The following is a 17649-nucleotide window of genomic DNA, read 5'->3' as shown; positions in this document are numbered from 1 at the left end:
CCGCCGGCGGCCGCTACGTCCCCTCCCGTTTCGGCTTCCAGCTCAGTTCGAGCGAGACCGTCTCCTTGCTCCCGCGCAGCAGCGACGAGCGCTCGACCACCTCGACGTCGCAGGTGATCGCCTCCGAGGGGTGGAGCCGGACCCGGCGGTTGTCGACCGGGACCGTGATGTCGCCCTCCCCGTCGATCTCGTCGCCCAGTCGCTTCAGGTAGTTGCCGAGTTCCTCGCGGTTCATCGACAGCGTGGCGTCCGTCCGCTGTGCCATGGCCGGCGTAGGACGACCCCCGGGAAAAGAATGCGGCGGTTACCGGGCCGGGGCGGTCGCGCTCCGGCCGGCGGGGGCCGGGACGGAGGAAGGGGGATCGTTCACGTGGGGGTGCTCGCTCGCGGTCGCGGACCCCGACTGAACGGGGCCGTCAGTACGCGTAGTCGGGGTAGCCGCCGCTCGTCACGGTGTCGCCCGCGCCGTCGTCGTCCTCGATCTTGTCGAGGGCCTCCTCGAAGTCGGTCATCCGGACCTCGGTGCGGCCGTCGCGGATGGCAAACATGCCGGCCTCGGTGGTGAGCGACTCGATCTCCGCGCCGCTGTACCCCTCGGTGCGGTCGGCCAGCGCGTCGAAGTCGACGCTATCGGCCGTGTTCATGTCGCGGGTGTGGATCCGCAGGATCTGGACGCGCCCCTCGTGGTCGGGCTCGGGCACCTCGATGAGGCGGTCGAAGCGGCCGGGCCGGAGGATCGCGCGGTCGAGCATGTCGAAGCGGTTCGTCGCCGCGATGATGCGGATGTTCCCGCGGTCGTCGAAGCCGTCCATCTCCGAGAGCAACTGCATCATCGTGCGCTGGACCTCGGCGTCGCCGGAGGTCTTCGACTCCGTGCGCTTTGCCGCGATGGCGTCTATCTCGTCGACGAAGATGATCGCGGGCTGGCGCTCGGCCGCCAGTTCGAACAGGTCGCGGACGAGCCGCGACCCCTCGCCGATGAACTTCCGGACGAGTTCGGAGCCGGCCATCTTGATGAACGTCGCGTCGGTCTCGTTGGCGACGGCCTTCGCCAGCATCGTCTTCCCCGTCCCGGGCGGGCCGTGCAGGAGGACGCCGCTTGGCGGCTCGATGCCGGCCTCGGCGAACTTCCCGGGATTGATGAGCGGCTCCTCGACGGCCTCGCGGACCTCGCGGACCTGCTCGTCGATGCCGCCGATGTCCTCGTAGCGGACCGTGGGGCTGTCGTCTATCTCCATCGCCTGGGCGCGGGCGTCGGTCTCGTTGTCGAGGATCGTCTGGACGCTGAAGGAGTCGTTGACGGCCACGCGGTCGCCCGCCTCCAGTCGCTCCCCCATCCGCGAGGAGACCTCGGTCAGCACCTCCTGGTTGTTGCCGTGTTGCTTGACGACGACCTCGCCGTCGGACACCTCCTCGACGGTGGCGACGTACAGCGAGGAGGTCTTCAGCGTCTCGTTTTCGCGTTCGAGCCGGTCGACCTCGCCTTTGAGCTCCGCCCGGCGGTCGTCGGCGGCGTCCAGCTGTTCGGTGAGTTCGTCGTGGACCTCGACGATCTCGGCGAAATGTTCGCGGAGCGCTTCCAGACGCTCCTCGTCGGACATCTCGGGGTCGAGCTCGAGCCGCGGCCTGTCCGGGAGCGAGGGGCTGCGTGACATCGGTTATACACGGTTAAGAAACGCTGCGTAAATGTGCCTTTGGGTCGCGGGCGATACGGGCCGACCCCCGGGATCGCCGCCGCCTATCGCGGGCTGTCGGCCACGACGGCGGCTCAGCGCCTCAGATCAGCTCCGCCATCTCGTCGAGATGCTCGTCGTACTCGTCGAGCGCGCGCTGGACCGGCTCGGGCGAGCTCATGTCGACGCCGGCGTGCCGGAGCAGTTCGAGCGGGTACTCCCGGGAGCCGCGCTTGAGGAACTCGATGTAGCGCTCGGCCGCGGGCTCGCCCTCCTCGAGGATGCCCTGCGCGAGCGCGACGGCGGCGCTGATGCCGGTGCTGTACTGGAACACGTAGTACGCCCGGTAGAAGTGCGGGATGCGCATCCACTCGCGGGCGATCCGGTCGTCGACGACGGCCGGCTCGTAGAACTCCGACTTCAGGTCGCCGTACAGCTCGTCGAGCCGGTCTGCGGTGATCGCCTCGTCGTTTTCCTCCAGCTGGTGGACGCGGTGCTCGAAGTCCGCGAACATCGTCTGGCGGTACAGCGTCGAGCGGAACCGTTCGAGGTACTCGTTCAGGACGTGCCGGCGGAACTCGGGGTCCTCGACGGTGTCCAGCAGGTGGTGGGTGAGCAGCGCCTCGTTGACGGTGCTTGCCACCTCGGCCACGAATATCTCGTAGTCGCTGTACACGTAGGGCTGCTCCTCGCTGGTGTACTGGGAGTGCAGCGAGTGGCCCAGCTCGTGGGCCAGCGTGTACATCGAGGAGATGTCGTCCTGGTAGTTCATCAGGATAAACGGCTGGGTGTCATACGTGCCGCCGGAGTACGCGCCGGCCTGCTTGCCGCGGTTTTCGTACACGTCGACCCAGCGCGATTCGAGCCCCTCCGCGACGCGGGACTGGTAGTCGTCGCCGAGCGCGGCGACGGCCTCGACGACGTGCTCCTTGGCTTCCTCGTAGGTGACCTCGGGGCTCTCGCTCTCGGTCATGGGCATGTACAGGTCCCACATCCGGAGCTCGTCGACGCCGAGCGCCTCGCGTTTCAGGTCGGCGTGGCGGTGGAGCGTGTCGAGGTTGTCCCGGGCCGTGTCGACGAGGTTGTCGTACACGTCCTCGGGGATGTTGGGGCCGTCGAGCGCCGCCTCGCGGGCGGTGTCGTAGTCCCGCGCCTGCGCCTCCTTTACGTCTGCCTTCACGCTGTTCTTGTAGGCCGTGCCGACGGCGTTGCGCACGGTCGCCCACTCGTCGTAGAACTGTTCGTACACCTCGCGGCGGAACTCGCGGTCCTGGCGCTTCTGGAGGGTGGTGAAGTTGCTCAGGCTGATCTCGACGGCGTCCCCGTCGGGGTCCTCGACCGTCGGGAACTCCATGTCGGCGTTGGTGAGCATGTTGTACACCTCGCCCGTGCCGTGGGTCACCTCGCCCAGTTCGGCCAGCAGCTCCTCGACCTCGGCCGAGCGGGTGTGCGCTTTCATCCGCAGGGCGTCGTCGATGTAGTGGTCGTACGTCTCCAGCCCCTCGGTCGCCTCGACCATCTCCGTCAGTTCCTCGCGGGTGCGGTCCTGTATCTCCGGCTCGATGAAGCTCGCCGCGCTGGCGGCGTCGGCGTGGAGCGACTGGGCGCGGGCGGTCAGCGCCTGGTACTCCTGGTCGCGGGTGTCCTCATCCCGCCGCATCCGGGCGTAGGCGGCGACCTTCGACACGTCGCGCATGATCGAGTCGCGCAGTTCCAGCACCGACAGCAGCGTCTCCCCGTCCTCGGTGACGCGGCCCTCGTACGCGGATAGCTCCGCCACGCGTTCGGCGACGTCCTCGTAGGCGGCTTCCCACTCGTCGTCGTCCGCGTAGACGCTCTCCAGGTCCCACTTGTACTCGGGCTCTATCTCCGAGCGTTCGGGTACCGAACTCATGGCCCTCCCTTGGTTCAGCCCGGTGGTAAGGCTTGTCTTTCACGGTTCTTGCCACGGCCGGTGCCGGGACCGGAAGGGCGAAGTTGCCCGATTGAAACGTGTCGGGTATGACACGGGACGGGAGCGACGGTAAGCGCCCGGAACGCACGCGCCGCCGGTTCGTCGGGGCCGCGGGGGCGGCGCTCGCGGTCGGCCTCGCGGGATGCGGCGGCTCCGGGTTCGGCAACGACGGGACGGACGGGGCGACCCCGGCGACCGACGCGGACGCCGACGGGTCGGAGACGGCCGCACCTACCACGACCGACGACGGCGGCGCGGCGGCCGGGGGCTGGCCCGCGTTCCGTGCGGACGAGCGAAACACCGGGACCGCGTCCGCCGCGGGGCCGGACGCGATGCCGACGGCTCGCTGGACCGTCGCCGGCGGCAACGGGCTCTCGTCGCCGGTGGCCGCAGGCGGGCGGGTGCTCGTCGGGGCGGACGACGGGGTTCGCGCGTTCACCGCGGAGGGGGACCCGGCGTGGACGGCCCCGACCGACGCGGCCGTGACCGCGACGCCGGCCGTCGCCGGAGACCTTGCGTACGCCGCGGACGCCGACGGGACACTGTACGCCGTCGACGCCGGCGACGGCAGCGTGCAGTGGCGCACGGCTATCGGCGCCGACTCGTACGGCTACGGCGCGACCGCCCAGCAGGTCGCCCCCGAAGTCTCGTCGTCGCCGACGGTCGTCGACGGGACCGTGTACGTCGGGAGCGACGACGGCGCGGTGTGTGTGTTCGACGCCGAGACGGGCGACCCCGAGTGGCGGACCCCCGCGAGGGGCACCGGCTATCCGCCGCGGGGGCAGGCCGCCGCGTCGGTCGTCGCGACGCCAGCGGTCGCCGACGGGACCGTGTACGCGGCCGCCGGGCGGACGGTCGTCGCCCTCGACGCCGGCACGGGCGACCCCGACTGGCGGGTCGACGCGCCCGCGGGGGTGACCGCCTCCCCCGCGGTCCACGACGGGGTCGTCCACGTCGCCGGCCTCGACGGGTCGGTCCTGGCGCTGGCGGCCGGAAACGGGGAGGTGGCGTGGTCGGCCCGCCGCGGCGGGGCGGCGTATCCGGCGGCGCGCTCCGCACAGGAGCAACCGGTCGTCGACTCCTCGCCGGCCGTCGCCGACGGAACGGCGGTCGTCCTCCGCGGGGAGGACGGAACGTACGCGTTCGACGGCGCGGGCGACCCGCTGTGGGCCGCCCCGGACGCCGGCGGCGCGTTCGGGACACGGCAGGAGCGCGGGGCCGCGGTCCGCTCGTCGCCCGCCGTCGGGCCGGAGCGGGCGTACCTGGGCACCGACCGCGGCGTCGTCGCCCTCGCCCTCGCGGACGGGACCCGGGCGTTCGCGTTCGGGACCGACGCGCCGGTCGTCGCCTCCCCGGCGCTCGTCGACGGGGGGCTGTACGCCGTCGACCGCGACGGGACGCTGTACGCGTTAGCGGCCTAAGCGGTCGGCCACCTCGCCCGCCACCCGCGCCCGCGTCCGCCAGTCGGCGCGGCGCTCGGCGAAGACCGCCCGGGCGCTGGCCGCGGCGTCCGGGTCGACCGCGAAGTCGAGGGCGGGGTAGTCGACGCCGGTCAGCACCAGCGGAAAGGCGGGGGCGGGGGCGATCCCCTCGTGGCCGGGCAGCGGCTCCGGGGCGAGCGCGCGCTCGACTTTCCCCACGTCGGCCGCCCCGACGGCGACCGCGCGGACGAGCGAGACGAGCCGCCGGACCAGTTGCCGGGCGAACCCGCCCGCGCGGAACGTCAGGACGAGGTACTCGCCGTCGACCGACAGCGACGCCGACAGGTCCCGGACCGTGCCCGTCCCGTCGGGCGTCAGGTTGTGGAAGTCGTGCTCGCCGGCGAGGCCGTCGAGCGCCGCCCGCGCCCGCTCGGGGTCCGCTTCGGGTGCGTGGAGGTGGTAGACGTACTCGCGAGCCGTGGCGTCGTGGGTGGCGTGGAACCCGTCGGGCGCGTCGGCGCGCGCCCACGCCCGGACGTCGGCGGGGAGTTCGCCGTTGAACGCCGCGGGCGAGAGCCAGTCGGGAGCCTCGAACGCGACCGTCTGGGCGACCGCCGAGACGCCGGCGTCCGTGCGCCCCGCGGCGGCGTAGCCGGGCGGCGCGTCGCCCGCGAACACGCCCAGGTCGCGGAGCGCGTCGAGGATGGCGTCCTCGACGGTCGGCACGTCCGGTTGGCGCTGGAACCCGTGGAACGGGCGGCCGTCGTAGGCGACCCGGTAGGCGTCCATCAGCGGCGGTCCCGCTCGGCGTCGGCGCGGTCGGCCATCCCTTCGGCCCCCCGACCGCGGACGTACTCGCGGGCCTCGCCGACGCTCTCGGTTTCGAGCAGCGCCTCCAGCCGGCGCTCGTACTCCAGTTCGTCTATCTCGCCGCGGGCGTAGCGCTCGCGGAGCGTTTCGAGGGCCGCGGACTCGTCGACGTCGGCCGACTCGCCGGACCGTGCCGCGCCCGCCCCGGCCCGTTCCCCGTCGTCCTCGTCGAACAGGTGGCCGCCGAGTATCGCCGACAGCGGCACGAGGACGGCGAACCCGACCGCGAACACGGTACCCGTGTGCGGATAGTCGACCGCGGCGGCGACCAGACCCGCCCCCAGGACCAGCATCGACATCGTCGCGGGGTTGATCACGGCTTGGGCGACGCTCCGATCGCTCATGCTCCCGCCTTCCGCCGCGGTCGCCAAATAAGTACGCGGTGGGCGGCGGGGCAGCGACGGCGCTCGAACGCGATACGGGCGTCGTGACCGGAAACGTCGCCGAGTTCCGCCGGGTCGACGGCCTTCGCGTGACGCCGTACTAGCGTCGCCCTACGCGACGTCGTCGTACGTCGGCGCGTCGGCGTCGCCGGGGAACTCGTCGACGGGCACCTGCGTCTGGTCGCCGCTCTCCATGTCCTTGATGGTCAACTCGTCGTTTTCGAGGTCCTGCTCGCCGACGATGACGACCGTCTCGGCGTTGATGGAGTCCGCGTAGTCCAGTTGCGCACCGAAGCTCCGGCCGGCCACGTCCGTCTCGACGACGTGGCCGCGCTCGCGCAGGTCGGCGGCGACGCGGGCGGCGACGGGCCGGGTGTCGCCCACCTGGAGCACGTAGTAGTCGGTCGACAGCTCCTCGTCGGGCCAGACGCCGGCGCGCTGGCACAGAAGCGACAGCGTGGCGTGGCCGGGCGCGACGCCGACGGCCGGCGTGGGCTGGCCGCCGAAGCTCTCGATGAGGTCGTCGTAGCGGCCGCCGCCGAAGATGGAGCGCGACACCTCGCCGGTCGAGTCGAAGCACTCGAAGACGACGCCGGTGTAGTAGTCCAGCCCGCGGGCGGTCTCCAGCGAGACGGTGCAGTGTTCGCGCGCGCCGAAGTCCTCGGCGGCGTCGAGCACGTCCTGGAGGTTCGTCACCGCGGCCTCGACGCGGTCGGTTTCGGCGAATGCGACGAGTTCGTCCAGGTCGTCGCCGCCGACCCGGAGCAGGTCGTCGAACCGCTCGGCCTGGTCGTAGGACAGGCCCGCGTCCGTCAGCAGGCCGTGGTACTCGGCGGTCTCTATCTTGTCGCTCTTGTCGACGGCCCGGATCGCGGCGGTCGTGTCCACGTCGGCGTCGAACGCTTCGAGCAGGCCGCCGAGGATGTCGCGGTGGGAGACGCGGAACTCGAAGTGGTCGCCGGTGAGGCCCAGCCCGGTCAGCGCGTCGGCCGCCCACGCCAGTATCTCCGCGTCGGCGGTGGGGTCCTCGGAGCCGAAGATGTCGACGTTGGTCTGGTAGAACTCGCGGAACCGCCCCTGCTGGGGCTCCTCGTAGCGCCAGAACGGCCGGGTCGAGAACCACTTGATCGGCTTCGACAGCTCCTGTTGCTTGGCGACGACCATCCGGGCGACGGTCGGCGTCAGTTCGGGCGTCATCGCCACCTCGCGGCCGCCCTGGTCCTCGAAGGAGTACAGTTCGTCGACGATCCCCTCGCCGCTCTTGTCGACGTACATCCGGGTCGATTCCAGCGCCGGCGTTCCAACCTCGCGGAACCCGTACCGGCGGGCGGCGTCCTCCAGCGTGTCGATGGTCGCCCGCCGCGCGCCCATCTCGCCGGGGTAGAAGTCCCTGAACCCCTTGAGTCGCTCGTACATGTCCCGTCGTTGCGCCGGGGCGCGCTTGAAACCTGCTATCCCCGGACGGTCGCGGCCGGCCTACTCCCGGACGCCCGTCACCCGGGTCTGCTCGTGGTCGGGGAACACCTCGGCGACCGCCTCGGGGCCGTGGCGGTCGGCAAGCAGCGCCCGGAGTTCGCCCTCGTAGTCGGCCCGGTGGATCTCGTCGCTCGGCCCGACGTCGAGTTCGAGCGTGGCGTCGACGAGGCGGTCGACTGCGCCGCGGCCGAAGCCCGACAGCGGCGCGATGTAGTCGACGCCGTGGCGGTCCTCCAGGCTCTGGGCCTCGGCCCGGGAGACGGTGGGAACGCGGTCGTCGCGGCGCGAGCCGTCGGCGACGGCGTCGACCTCCCGCTCGGCGACGCGTTCGAGCGCGTGGTCGTGGACGCGCTGGATGCCGTTGCGGGGGTAGCCGTCCTCGCGCATCCGCTCGACGGCGTCGCGGGCCACCCCGCGGTCGAGGTCGACCCGCTCGAACGGGAAGCCGACCGTCTCGGCGGTGTCGCGGGCGTGTTCCCACTCGTCGGTGACGCCGAAGGTGCCCGTCACGAGGGTCACGTCGTAGAACTCGTCCAGGAGGAGCGCGGCGAGCGTGGAGTCCTTCCCGCCGCTGTAGAGCAGCGCGAGCTCCATCTCACCGACGCTTGATGTTGTAGCTCTGGGAGTCGGGCTTGAGTTCGCGGAGGAGATCTTTCATCTTCTCCTCGTCTATCTTCCCCTGGATGCGGCCGCTCTGGGCGAGCGCGACGACCTGGCGCTCGACCTGTTCGCCGAAGTCGGGCTTGCTCATCTTCACGGAGTTCAGGCGCTTGCGGGCGCCGTCGGTGAGGTGCTGGCGGAGCACCGCCTTCTTCTGGGCGTCGGCCTGCTCCTGCCGGCGCTGCTGGGCCTCGGCGTCGCCGCCCTCCGCCTGTCGCTCCTTGAGCTGTTCCATCTTCTTCTGTCGGAGCTCGTCGAGCTCGTCCTCGTCGGGGCTGTTGCTCATCGTACCACGGGGTTAGATAGCTGGCGGCAAAATCATTACGGACCGAGAGTTCGGGGGGCGGGAGGCCGAAAGAACCGCTATCGGCGCGTGGTCGCGTACAGGACCGGGCCGACGATGAGCAACACGATACCGAGATAGCGGTAGGTGATGGGTGCCTGGCTGGCGGGGGTGACCATGAACAGGACACCGAACGCCGTCGCGTTCAGCGACAGCACCTTCCCTGACTTCAGCGGCAGCGAGCCGAGGATCGACAGCGCGAACAGGAGCAACAGGGCGTGCCCGACGTGGTAGTTGAGCAGGAAATCGTCGAGCGCCTGCAGCGGTATCTCGGTCATCCGTATCGAAAGGTTGCCGCCGAATCGGCCTTTAAACTTGTTATTCCGACCCGATCGGCCCGGTGATGTCGAGCGGTCTGAGCCACACGTACCAGACGACGGCGACCATCGTGCCGAAGCCGAGGAACCAGACGATCGAGCCGAGGTTCGGATAGCCGGCCGACGAGAGGAAGTACTTCGCCAGTCCCGGGATCATCACGCCGCTCGCGAGGACGATGCCGAACGCCACCTTCTCGGAGACCACTACCGGTCACCCCCACCGTCAGCCGTCGCGTCGATCATGCTACACCGTCGGGGCTGGAGAAGCGTGAATCCCTCGATCACAGAGGGGGTGGACGCACGATGGAGCGTGTGACACTGTGCGTCCGGGGATCGGTACGGGCCCGACGACCATAAATCCGCATCGTCGGGATCTGACGGGTCGGCGTCGCTACCCCGGCTCGTCGGGCGGAGCGGCGTCCGCCATCCGGTCGGAGAAGTCCCAGCTGTAGACCCGGTTCGGGTCGACCCGGACGGTCGCCTCGTCGCGCCCGTCGTCGAGCAGCCGCCGGGCGAGCGACGACTCCGTGCCGCCGAGATACCGCTCCAGCAGTTCCCGCAGGAGTTCCTTGTCGTCGTCGCCGGCGACGGTCGCCGCCCCCTCGCCGCGGACGCCGCGGTACGGCGGGTCGTTCGTCGACACCTCGAAGGCGACGCGGTCGTCGCGGCGGAGGTAGTCGACCACGTCCGCGTCGCTCGCGGTCGCACACCACAGCGCGCCCCCGCGGTAGCGAAACCACAGCGACAGCATCCACAGCGAGCCGTCCGGGCGCTCGCACGCCAGCCGGACGGGAACGGTCGTCTCCCGGAGAAAGGACTCGGCTTCCTCGCGCGACCACCGGCCGGTGAACGTCGTCATACGATCCCTACCGGGGCAACGTACATCTAACCCCGGGTGCGGCGACGGGGCGGTCGCCCCCGGCCGCCGGCGGCCGGGCGGCCGCGGTGTCCGTCGGACTGGGGCGGACCCGCCGCTCGCAACCCGAGACTACTCCCGGCGTCGCCCGGCGGCCGGTCGGCTAACGGCGGCATAACAAAACCCGTGCCCCCGCTACGGCGATAGCAATGAGCCAGACGGTTTCGCGCGAGTCCGGCGACGAGTACGCCGTCCGCTGGTACGAGGCGGGGGACCGGGACGGGATACTGTCGCTGTACGAGCGGGAGTGGGGCCGGCGGCCGAGCGGGGACTGGTTCGACTGGAAGTACCTCCGGGACCCGTACCTCTCGCACGTGCCGGTGACCGTCGCCGTCCGCGAGTCCGGGCCGTGGGGCGCGGACGAGGTGGTCGGCGTGCAGGCGTACGTCCCGTTCCGGCTCCGGCGGGGCGGGGACGCGACGCTCGCGCTCCAGCCGGCGGACGCCGTCGTGGACTCCGACCACCGCCGGAACGGCCTGTACACCCGGATGACGGAGGCCGCGATAGCGCGCTACGAGACGGGGCGGCCGTCGTTTTTCTTCAACTACCCGAACCCGGGGGCGTTCCGCGCGCAGCAGGACCTGGGCTGGGTCGGCGTCGACCGGGTCGCGACCCACTACCGGCTGCAGGACCCCGCGGCGGTCGCCGACGGGGCCGAACGGGTCCCGGCGCGGCTCGCGGCGGCTGCGGGGCCGGTCCTCCGCGGCTGTCTGTCCCTCTGTGAACGGACAGGGCCCGCCGCCGACCTGGAGGTCGACGAGCACGACGGCGTCCCCGCGGGCGTCCTCGCCGACCTGTACGCCGCCGGGGCGGACGGCTTCCACGCCGAGCGGGACGAGACGTTCCTCGACTGGTGGTACGCGAACCCCGCGTTCGACCACACGACGTACGTGGCGCGGGACGGGGACGGCCCGGCGGCCGCGTTCGTCACCCGGACGAGGGACGGCGACCGGGTCAGGTTATTCGACGCGCTCCCGCTGTCGGGCGGCCGGCGCGGGGCGTTCGGCCGCCTGCTCGCGGCGTGGTGCGAGGACGACGCGGACGCGGCCGTGCTCGCCGTTGCCGAGTCGACGCTCCCGCCGGGGCTGCTCGCGCGGTACGGGTTCGTGCCGGACGACGCGCCGGTCGTCGCCCGGTTCTGTACGGGGCTGCGGCTCGCGGCCCGCCCGCTCGGCGGCGACGGGGGCAGCCCGTCGCAGCAGCGGGCGGCGCTCGCGGACCCGGGGAACTGGGCGCTCACCTTCGCGGAACAGGACCGGTTCTGACCATGCCCGACAGACCGCCCCGCGCTATGGTGCTGGACGGCGACTTCGACAACGCGATCCAGGTCGCGACGGAGCTGTCGGTCGACCTGGACGCCACCGTCGTCGGCGTCGGCACGTCGCCGGAGAGCAGGCTGTTGCGCTCGACGTACTGCGACGTCGGCGAACCAGTCGACACGACCGGCGACGGCTACGCGGCCGAACTCCTGCGGGTCGTCGACCGCCACCGCCCGGACGTGGTGGTACCCGTCGGCTACCGCTCGGTCGAGGCGATGGACGGGATACGCGGCCGGCTCCCCGACGGGGTCGAGTGCTGCCTGCCGCCGTCGGACGCGGTGCGGGCCGCCGTCGACAAGCGGCGGACGCTGTCGCTGGCGGCCGACCTCGGCATCGACACCCCGGCGGACTTCTCGGCCCTCGCCGACGCCGACCGCGCGGCCGACGCCGCCGAGGACCTCCCCTTCCCCCTCTTTCTCAAGGCGAGACACGAGTCCGGGGAGAACGTCACCGCCGTCGTCGACGGCCCCCAGGAGTTCCGGGCGACGTACGACCGCCTCGCGGAGGCGGGCGACGACGACGTGCTCGTCCAGGAGTACGTCGGCGGGTCGAACACGTACGCCTGCGGCGCGCTGTTTCTCGACGGCGAGGTGCGCACCCTGTTCGAACACGAGGAACGGCGGTCGATACCGAGACAGGGCGGCAGCGGGACGCGTGTCCGGGTGTACCGCGACCCCGAACTGGAGGCGGCGGCGGTCCGGATCCTCCGGGCGCTCGACTGGCACGGGCTCGCGCTGGTGGAGTTCAAGCGCCGCGCCGACGGCTCGTACGTGCTGATGGAGGTCAACCCGAAGCTGTGGGCGTCGTACGCCCTCGCCAGCCAGGCCGGCTACCGCTTCGTCTCGACGATGGTCGCGGAGACGCTCGACCTGCCCTGGACGCCGCCGACGCCCGACCAGCGCCGCGAGATGGTGTTTCCCCTCCGCGAGCTGAACTTCGCGGCCGGCGACCCCGACGAGTCGCTCCCGCGGGCGGCGCTGTCGATGCTGTGGCCGCCGGCCCGCCCCGACTTCAACCTCCACGACTACCGGGCGTGGTTCACGCCGCCCGCGGACGACGAGGCGGGCGACTGCGGGGCGGGCAACGACGGTCGGCCGGACGGCGAGGTGCCGGAGCCAGTACCGGAAACCGACGGGCGGGTCGCGCCCCTGATCGCCCGCCTGGACCCGCGGAGGGGACGATGAGCGAGACGGTCGACGCCGTCCGAACCGACGACTCGCCCGCCGTCGAGCGGATGAGCCGGACCCTTCGCGAGACGCTTTCGTACTCCCGGGCCCGCAACTACGTCGGCTGGGACTACTGCGACGGACTGAGCAGCCGCCTGCTGCGCGCGCTCCCCGTCGAGAACAAGTGGGTCAACCTCGCCTTCCAGGAGACGATAAAGCGCGCCCCCGTCAACGTCCGCCCGCTGTTCCTCGTCGAGCGCCGCCGCAACTTCATGGGCGCGGGGCTGTTCGCGGCGGCCAACCTCGCAACCGGCCGACTCGCCGCCCGGGACGTCCCCGGGACCGACCCGTCGGTCGACTACGCCGGCGAGGCGCGCCACCTGGTCGACTGGCTGCTCGACAACCGCTCGACCGGCTACCGCGGCTTCTGCGGCGGCCACAAACACCGGATCCAGACGCTGGACACGCTCAGCCACCCCGCGGACCCCTCGGTCGTCGCGACGGCCCCGCCGGTCCGCGCGCTGCTGGCCGCGTCGACGCTCGACCCGGAGTACGCGGCCCCGGCGCGCACCGCCGCCGACTTCGTCGTCGACGACCTGCACTATCGCGAGGTCGACGGCGGCGCGGTGATCGACTACCACACGAACGACTCCGACGAGTACTACACCATCAACGCCGGGGCGATCGGAGCGCGCCTGCTGGTCGACCTGTACGAACACACGGGCGACGCGGAACTGCTGGACCGCGCGACGGCCATCCTCGACCACGTCGCCGCCCTGCAGACCGACCGCGGCGGCTGGCACTACCGCGACCCGGCCGACGCCTCGCACCTCTCGATGGACAACTTCCACAACGGGTTCGTCGTCGAGTCGTTCCTCCGGTACGCGGACGTCGCCGGCGACCGGTACGCCGACACGGTCGACGACGCCCTCGCGTTCTCCCGGACGATGTTCGAGGACTCCGGCGCGCCCCGGTGGGACGAGTCGTCGGCGTACCCCCGTGATATCCACGCCTGCGCGCAAGGGATCCTCACCTTCACCTACGCCGGCGACCAGGAACTCGCCCGCCGGATATTCGACTGGACGCGCGCGGAACTGTACGCCGGCGACGGCCGCTTCCGCTTCCGGAAGGGCCGGGTCGTCTCGAAGCGGTACACGCTCATGCGCTGGTGTCAGGCGTGGATGGCCTACGCGATGGCCGAACACCTCCGGGTGACGGCCGGGATCGACCTGCCGGGCCTCCCGACGGCTGCCCCCCGAGGTCTCACGCGCTGACACCGACCGGACCCGACGGTCACGCCGGCGGAAAACCTATTCCTCGGGGATCCGAACCTCGGGACGAACGATGGACCGATCCGTCGACCTGTCGGGCGACGCGCTCCGCCGCCTCCTCTATGCGCTCCAGTTGGCGGCGCTGCTGTCGGCCCTGCTGTTCGCGGCGGCCACCCTCGACGGCCCCGCCAGCCTCGCGCTGCCCGTCCTGCTGGCGGCGCTCGTCGCTGTGACGGCGTACGGCCTGTGGCGACGGTCCGGCGACGAGGCGGCGCATCTCGGCACGGCCGAGGACATCACCTACGACCCGTTCGCGGACCCCGGCCAGGTGGCCAAGGAGCGGTGGGAGCGGGCGGTCCGCCGGCTCCCCGACGGGGACGAGGAGGACTGACTCGCTCCGACGGTTCCCGATCGGATCTGTCGACGGAATCGAGTGGTCCCGAGTTTCCCGATTCGTTCAGAGGAACTGGTATGCGAATCGCTGCAGTAAGCCACGTTGGGAGTCGGGTTTGCCACCGTCGTCGATCCAGGCCCGCAGTCTGCTACGGGGGAGCCCGAGTCGGTTCGCGACACGCGATGATCCCGCTCGGCCTCCGTTCCCACCGCGTAACTCGGCGCTGGCCTTTGTGGCGCGATAATACTGCTGCACAAGGTCCCAACCGTCGGTATCGTCTTTGGTCCCGGGTTCGTAGGTTCTGCAGAACTCCTCCGGCGATACCAGCGTCGTCATTATTCCACCGTATCCATTCCCGGTAGATATAGGAATTTATAGTACCGGTGTAGAACGCCTCAGTCGGTCGTTCAATGGCCGCTTGAGAATGGGATAGCGGGGGTTGTATCGTAGCAAACGATATGTTCGGTAGACAAGTATAAGTGTAACCGATGTGTCGGTCTAGCTGACATCGACCAATCACAGAACGGCGACGGCGCGGGGCAGGCTTGAACGCTCCCCTCGCGCGTCATGGTATCAATTGGGATGCCAACACTTAGTCGTTCTGTATTGGCGATGCAAAATACCAACTATGAACGTAAAGACGTTATTCAGCACAGAGGACGATCGTGCCGTGAGCCCGGTTATAGGTGTCATATTGATGGTGGCTATAACCGTTATCCTGGCGGCCGTTATCGGTGCCTTCGTCCTCGATCTCGGCCAGGGACAGGAAGGCAACGTGAACGCGGCAGTGTCCTACGACAATAGCACTGGAGTCGCTACATTGACCGATATGGGCAACGCCGATGGTGTGAAGTTCGAAGGTGCATCCAGTACCGGTGGTCCGCTTGAGTCCGTCGGTGCAACTAGTAACGATCTGAGAGGGAACAACCAGGTACAGGTCGTTGCTTACCAAGGCGACTCAAGCAGCCCAGATAACTCAAACGTCGTGCAAACGCTCAAGACAGGATCTACGAGTCCATGATCGGCGATAAGTCCCTGTTCAAGGACGACGGCGCAGTCTCGCCAGTAATAGGCGTGATTTTGATGGTCGCAATTACTGTGATCCTGGCGGCCGTCATCGGCGCGTTCGTCCTCGATCTGGGCCAGGGCCAAGAAGGCAACGTCAACGCTGCTGTCCAAAATGACGGTGGGACAGTAACCCTGACTGATAGTGGGAACGCAGATGGAGTCTACTTCGTCTCAGGTGGATCCAAGATTACTGGCGCGACCGGTGATCCCGTGAAGCTTGATAGTGTCGGAGCCAGTGTCGATATGAGTGGGAATGGGACCGTTCAGGTGGTTGCCTATCAGGGGACGGCGGATAGCCCATCCAATAGCAACCAGGTCCAGACAATCGATACTGGAACATGATCGGTAGCAATCGAACCAGTGGAGACGATGAACGTGCAGTCTCGCCAGTGATAGGCGTGATTTTGATGGTCGCAATCACTGTGATCCTAGCGGCCGTCATCGGCGCGTTCGTCCTTGACTTGGGTCAGGGCCAAGATGGTAACGTCAACGCTGGGGTGTCTGTGGACAAGAACTCCGGCTCTGGGACGATCACTGTGACAGTCACCGACATGGGCAACGCTGACAAAGTCACGTTCACTGGTGACACTGGCGGAACTAACCCAGAACTCTCTAGTGTTGGGTCGACACACGAGTTTACCGTCAGCGGCGATGGTTCAATCAGTGTTGTTGCCGAGCAGAACAGCGGCAATAGCAACGTAATTCAGACAATCAAGTACGAAGGCTACTAAAGCCGACTTGATTACCGACTATATTTTATCGCGTCTCCTGCCACTTCAGCACGTCCACTAGCACCAGCGACAGCGACACCTGCTGGCGGTGCGTCGTCGCGAATTCGGCCTTGACCAGCGCCATCCCTTTGCCGTCGCGACGGTCGATGCCGGCCAGCGAGTCGAGTGCACAGTGAACGCCGAACACACCGTCGACATTCTGGCGACGACGGTCATTGGCCGTGACCTTATCGAAAAGCTTCGCAAGTGTAAAGTATAGTTACCGCCAGCGACTCTCAACTCGTGTCCGATACCACAACCCCACTACATCGGTGTTGAACTGCTGAATCACGTCCGGGCGCACCTCGCCGCGCGCGGCCTGGATGTTCTCCTCGCTTTGCACCAGGTGCGTCATTGCCGCGTCGAGCACGTCGCTCATCGGCGGGTCGTCGTCGGGACCGCCCGCCACAATCTCGCTCGCCTCCTCCAGGAGCCGCTCGCGCTCGTCCGTGATCTTGAGGCTGGTGCGCCGGGCCATCGCTCACCTGAAGGTATGCACGGGGGGTTCGTTCGCGTCGTTCGCGGGTGACTGAACGGGCGGTGCTTTATGAACGCCGGCCGGGTGCCTGTTCGGGGTCGGGCGTCTCGACGTCGAGGCCGGCGGCGCTCCCTTCGGTCAGCCGCCGCCAGGAGTCACAGTCCGGGCAGCGGTGGGCGCGGTCGTCACCGTCGCCGTACACGCGGCGGAACCCGTCCGACACGTGGGCATCGCAGTGGGCGCACGTCGACCGTCCCGTGACGGTGGCGGCGTTCACGCGGACCACCTCGCGGCTACCGGTATCGTCGGACGGCGCGGGTGGCCCTCAGAAGTCCTCCCCAGTTCCTCAGAATCGGGGTGCTCGGGATTTCGCGCATCCCTCGAAAAGTGGCGGAAGAGGGGATGATAGACCCACTTCTGTTCGGTCAGTAAGCGGGGAAATATTAGATGGGCCAACGCGGATTTGAACCGCGAACCTCCCGGTTATCAGCCGAGCGCTCAACCTGATTGAGCTATTGGCCCCGAACGCAGTCAACGGTTGTCGGTTGGAACCTTTAAGCGTTTCCTTCTCGCACCACGCCGCCGTCGGCCAGTTATCGGTCGTCGTCCCCGAAGCCGGCGTCGTAGGCGTCGTCGTCGAGGTCGTACACGTCCTCGTCGGCGTCGTCAGCGTCGGGGAACCCGAACGTATACACGTTGCCGGTGGCGAAGCCGCCGGTCTTCTCGTCGACGTACGGCGTGACGACCCAGCGTTTGAGCGCGGCGCGGATGACGATACGCGTCGGCGGCAGGGCGAGCAGGAGGCCGACGGCGTCGGTGACGAGGCCCGGGGTGAGCAGGAACGCGCCGGCGGCGATGAGCAGGCCGCCGTCGAGGAGGGCGTCCGTGGGTGGTTCGCCCGCCGCAAGCGAGCGTTGGATCTTCGCCATCGTCCGGCGGCCCTCGGCGCGGACGAGGAGCATGCCGACCAGGGCGGTGAGCACGACGAGAAGCACCGTCTCGACCGCGCCGAGCAGTTCGAGGGCGACGTAGATGAGAAACAGCGCGTCGAGCAGCGGGATGAGCAGCAGCGCCAGCAGCCACCAGATCATACCGGTACTTCCCGGTCAGGCCTCAAAACCCTTTATGTAGTCGGGGCAGTTCGGAGCCGGTGCGAAGCCCTTACGCCGC

At 69.3% G+C, this 17649-nt stretch carries 23 protein-coding genes and 1 tRNA gene; 8 read left to right on the top strand and 16 right to left on the bottom strand.

Annotation, left to right across the window (positions count from 1 at the left end; genetic code table 11):
• Positions 1 to 13: 13 nt before the first annotated feature.
• From EYW40_RS09250 to pepF, 3 genes are all read right to left on the bottom strand, one after another.
• Positions 14 to 265 carry an amphi-Trp domain-containing protein gene (locus tag EYW40_RS09250; protein WP_135821323.1) on the bottom strand — a complete coding sequence of 84 codons (252 nt, stop codon included), beginning with the start codon at positions 263 to 265 and terminating at the stop codon, positions 14 to 16.
• A gap of 151 nt (positions 266 to 416) precedes the next feature.
• On the bottom strand, positions 417 to 1655 hold the full coding sequence (gene pan2, locus EYW40_RS09245; protein ID WP_135821322.1) for a proteasome-activating nucleotidase Pan2: 1239 nt from the start codon (positions 1653 to 1655) through the stop codon (positions 417 to 419).
• A gap of 121 nt (positions 1656 to 1776) precedes the next feature.
• Positions 1777 to 3567, bottom strand: coding sequence for an oligoendopeptidase F (pepF, locus tag EYW40_RS09240; protein ID WP_135821321.1), 1791 nt, complete (start codon positions 3565 to 3567; stop codon positions 1777 to 1779).
• Between the two features lie 107 nt (positions 3568 to 3674).
• Here pepF and EYW40_RS09235 point away from each other — a divergent pair, with 107 nt between their 5' ends.
• Entirely contained in the window at positions 3675 to 5048 is a 1374-nt protein-coding gene (locus EYW40_RS09235) for an outer membrane protein assembly factor BamB family protein (RefSeq protein WP_135821320.1), read from the top strand.
• Here EYW40_RS09235 and truA read toward each other — a convergent pair.
• From truA to EYW40_RS09195, 8 genes are all read right to left on the bottom strand, one after another.
• Positions 5037 to 5837, bottom strand: coding sequence for a tRNA pseudouridine(38-40) synthase TruA (gene truA, locus EYW40_RS09230; RefSeq protein ID WP_135821319.1), 801 nt, complete (start codon positions 5835 to 5837; stop codon positions 5037 to 5039). The genes EYW40_RS09235 and truA overlap by 12 nt on opposite strands.
• Complete coding sequence (locus EYW40_RS09225; RefSeq protein WP_135821318.1) at positions 5837 to 6262, bottom strand: SHOCT domain-containing protein; 426 nt, start codon at positions 6260 to 6262, stop codon at positions 5837 to 5839. The genes truA and EYW40_RS09225 overlap by 1 nt, the downstream gene beginning before the upstream one ends.
• Before the next feature lie 150 nt (positions 6263 to 6412).
• Entirely contained in the window at positions 6413 to 7717 is a 1305-nt protein-coding gene (gene hisS / locus EYW40_RS09220) for a histidine--tRNA ligase (RefSeq protein ID WP_135821317.1), read from the bottom strand.
• A gap of 60 nt (positions 7718 to 7777) precedes the next feature.
• Positions 7778 to 8371, bottom strand: a complete 594-nt coding sequence (locus tag EYW40_RS09215; RefSeq protein WP_135821316.1) for a DUF7411 family protein — start codon at positions 8369 to 8371, stop codon at positions 7778 to 7780.
• Position 8372: 1 nt separating this feature from the next.
• Positions 8373 to 8723 (bottom strand): DNA-binding protein, encoded by a 351-nt coding sequence (locus EYW40_RS09210; protein ID WP_135821315.1) that lies wholly within the window; start codon positions 8721 to 8723, stop codon positions 8373 to 8375.
• A 77-nt stretch (positions 8724 to 8800) separates the two neighbouring features.
• The gene (locus EYW40_RS09205; protein WP_135821314.1) at positions 8801 to 9058 is read right to left on the bottom strand and encodes a DUF8006 family protein; all 258 of its coding nucleotides are present in this window, start codon (positions 9056 to 9058) and stop codon (positions 8801 to 8803) included.
• 40 nt (positions 9059 to 9098) lie between these two features.
• Positions 9099 to 9302 (bottom strand): DUF7996 family protein, encoded by a 204-nt coding sequence (locus EYW40_RS09200; protein ID WP_135821313.1) that lies wholly within the window; start codon positions 9300 to 9302, stop codon positions 9099 to 9101.
• Between the two features lie 186 nt (positions 9303 to 9488).
• A complete protein-coding gene (locus EYW40_RS09195) occupies positions 9489 to 9956 on the bottom strand; it encodes a pyridoxamine 5'-phosphate oxidase family protein (RefSeq protein WP_135821312.1) in 468 nt (155 codons plus the stop codon).
• 206 nt (positions 9957 to 10162) lie between these two features.
• On the opposite strand from EYW40_RS09195, the gene EYW40_RS09190 reads away from it, so the two are divergent.
• The 7 genes from EYW40_RS09190 (at position 10163) to EYW40_RS20390 (ending at position 15962) form a co-directional block, all read left to right on the top strand.
• Entirely contained in the window at positions 10163 to 11278 is a 1116-nt protein-coding gene (locus EYW40_RS09190) for a GNAT family N-acetyltransferase (RefSeq protein WP_135821311.1), read from the top strand.
• A gap of 26 nt (positions 11279 to 11304) precedes the next feature.
• Positions 11305 to 12516, top strand: coding sequence for an ATP-binding protein (locus EYW40_RS09185; protein ID WP_135821310.1), 1212 nt, complete (start codon positions 11305 to 11307; stop codon positions 12514 to 12516).
• A complete protein-coding gene (locus tag EYW40_RS09180) occupies positions 12513 to 13772 on the top strand; it encodes an antibiotic ABC transporter permease (RefSeq protein ID WP_237560586.1) in 1260 nt (419 codons plus the stop codon). Before EYW40_RS09185 ends, EYW40_RS09180 begins: the two co-directional genes overlap by 4 nt.
• A 70-nt stretch (positions 13773 to 13842) precedes the next feature.
• A complete protein-coding gene (locus EYW40_RS09175; RefSeq protein ID WP_135821309.1) occupies positions 13843 to 14160 on the top strand; it encodes a DUF8000 family membrane protein in 318 nt (105 codons plus the stop codon).
• A 631-nt stretch (positions 14161 to 14791) separates the two neighbouring features.
• Positions 14792 to 15184, top strand: coding sequence for a type IV pilin domain-containing protein (locus EYW40_RS09170; protein ID WP_135821308.1), 393 nt, complete (start codon positions 14792 to 14794; stop codon positions 15182 to 15184).
• Positions 15181 to 15573 carry a type IV pilin domain-containing protein gene (locus tag EYW40_RS09165; RefSeq protein WP_135821307.1) on the top strand — a complete coding sequence of 131 codons (393 nt, stop codon included), beginning with the start codon at positions 15181 to 15183 and terminating at the stop codon, positions 15571 to 15573. The genes EYW40_RS09170 and EYW40_RS09165 overlap by 4 nt, the downstream gene beginning before the upstream one ends.
• A gap of 65 nt (positions 15574 to 15638) precedes the next feature.
• Positions 15639 to 15962 carry a type IV pilin N-terminal domain-containing protein gene (locus EYW40_RS20390; protein ID WP_375137151.1) on the top strand — a complete coding sequence of 108 codons (324 nt, stop codon included), beginning with the start codon at positions 15639 to 15641 and terminating at the stop codon, positions 15960 to 15962.
• A 25-nt stretch (positions 15963 to 15987) separates the two neighbouring features.
• Here EYW40_RS20390 and EYW40_RS19605 read toward each other — a convergent pair whose 3' ends face one another.
• The 5 genes from EYW40_RS19605 to EYW40_RS09140 all read right to left on the bottom strand — a co-directional run bounded on the left by EYW40_RS19605 (position 15988) and on the right by EYW40_RS09140 (position 17570).
• Positions 15988 to 16149, bottom strand: a complete 162-nt coding sequence (locus tag EYW40_RS19605; protein WP_161973187.1) for a hypothetical protein — start codon at positions 16147 to 16149, stop codon at positions 15988 to 15990.
• Between the two features lie 72 nt (positions 16150 to 16221).
• Positions 16222 to 16479, bottom strand: coding sequence for a DUF7386 family protein (locus EYW40_RS09155; RefSeq protein ID WP_135821305.1), 258 nt, complete (start codon positions 16477 to 16479; stop codon positions 16222 to 16224).
• 67 nt (positions 16480 to 16546) lie between these two features.
• Positions 16547 to 16756: a DUF7563 family protein gene (locus EYW40_RS09150; protein WP_202614489.1), complete on the bottom strand. Its 210-nt coding sequence runs from the start codon at positions 16754 to 16756 to the stop codon at positions 16547 to 16549.
• Between the two features lie 171 nt (positions 16757 to 16927).
• Positions 16928 to 17001 (bottom strand) — tRNA-Ile (locus tag EYW40_RS09145).
• 71 nt (positions 17002 to 17072) lie between these two features.
• Positions 17073 to 17570, bottom strand: a complete 498-nt coding sequence (locus EYW40_RS09140) for an FxsA family protein (RefSeq protein WP_135821303.1) — start codon at positions 17568 to 17570, stop codon at positions 17073 to 17075.
• Positions 17571 to 17649: the final 79 nt, after the last annotated feature.

It is taken from the genome of Halostella litorea, assembly GCF_004785955.1.
GTDB classification, from domain to species: Archaea; Halobacteriota; Halobacteria; order Halobacteriales; family Natronoarchaeaceae; genus Halostella; species Halostella litorea.
This window is presented reverse-complemented; position numbering and strand designations above follow the sequence as displayed.

Coding starts and splice junctions, on each gene's coding strand:
- pan2 (WP_135821322.1), bottom strand. CDS start 1,655: ATGTCACGCAGCCCCTCGCTCCCGGACAGGCCGCGGCTCGAGCTCGAC.
- pepF (WP_135821321.1), bottom strand. CDS start 3,567: ATGAGTTCGGTACCCGAACGCTCGGAGATAGAGCCCGAGTACAAGTGG.
- EYW40_RS09210 (WP_135821315.1), bottom strand. CDS start 8,723: ATGAGCAACAGCCCCGACGAGGACGAGCTCGACGAGCTCCGACAGAAG.
- EYW40_RS09165 (WP_135821307.1), top strand. CDS start 15,181: ATGATCGGCGATAAGTCCCTGTTCAAGGACGACGGCGCAGTCTCGCCA.
- EYW40_RS09180 (WP_237560586.1), top strand. CDS start 12,513: ATGAGCGAGACGGTCGACGCCGTCCGAACCGACGACTCGCCCGCCGTC.
- EYW40_RS09175 (WP_135821309.1), top strand. CDS start 13,843: ATGGACCGATCCGTCGACCTGTCGGGCGACGCGCTCCGCCGCCTCCTC.
- EYW40_RS09195 (WP_135821312.1), bottom strand. CDS start 9,956: ATGACGACGTTCACCGGCCGGTGGTCGCGCGAGGAAGCCGAGTCCTTT.
- EYW40_RS20390 (WP_375137151.1), top strand. CDS start 15,639: ATGGTCGCAATCACTGTGATCCTAGCGGCCGTCATCGGCGCGTTCGTC.
- EYW40_RS09155 (WP_135821305.1), bottom strand. CDS start 16,479: ATGGCCCGGCGCACCAGCCTCAAGATCACGGACGAGCGCGAGCGGCTC.
- EYW40_RS09250 (WP_135821323.1), bottom strand. CDS start 265: ATGGCACAGCGGACGGACGCCACGCTGTCGATGAACCGCGAGGAACTC.
- truA (WP_135821319.1), bottom strand. CDS start 5,837: ATGGACGCCTACCGGGTCGCCTACGACGGCCGCCCGTTCCACGGGTTC.
- EYW40_RS09215 (WP_135821316.1), bottom strand. CDS start 8,371: ATGGAGCTCGCGCTGCTCTACAGCGGCGGGAAGGACTCCACGCTCGCC.
- hisS (WP_135821317.1), bottom strand. CDS start 7,717: ATGTACGAGCGACTCAAGGGGTTCAGGGACTTCTACCCCGGCGAGATG.
- EYW40_RS09185 (WP_135821310.1), top strand. CDS start 11,305: ATGGTGCTGGACGGCGACTTCGACAACGCGATCCAGGTCGCGACGGAG.
- EYW40_RS09235 (WP_135821320.1), top strand. CDS start 3,675: ATGACACGGGACGGGAGCGACGGTAAGCGCCCGGAACGCACGCGCCGC.
- EYW40_RS09205 (WP_135821314.1), bottom strand. CDS start 9,058: ATGACCGAGATACCGCTGCAGGCGCTCGACGATTTCCTGCTCAACTAC.
- EYW40_RS09140 (WP_135821303.1), bottom strand. CDS start 17,570: ATGATCTGGTGGCTGCTGGCGCTGCTGCTCATCCCGCTGCTCGACGCG.
- EYW40_RS09225 (WP_135821318.1), bottom strand. CDS start 6,262: ATGAGCGATCGGAGCGTCGCCCAAGCCGTGATCAACCCCGCGACGATG.
- EYW40_RS09170 (WP_135821308.1), top strand. CDS start 14,792: ATGAACGTAAAGACGTTATTCAGCACAGAGGACGATCGTGCCGTGAGC.
- EYW40_RS09190 (WP_135821311.1), top strand. CDS start 10,163: ATGAGCCAGACGGTTTCGCGCGAGTCCGGCGACGAGTACGCCGTCCGC.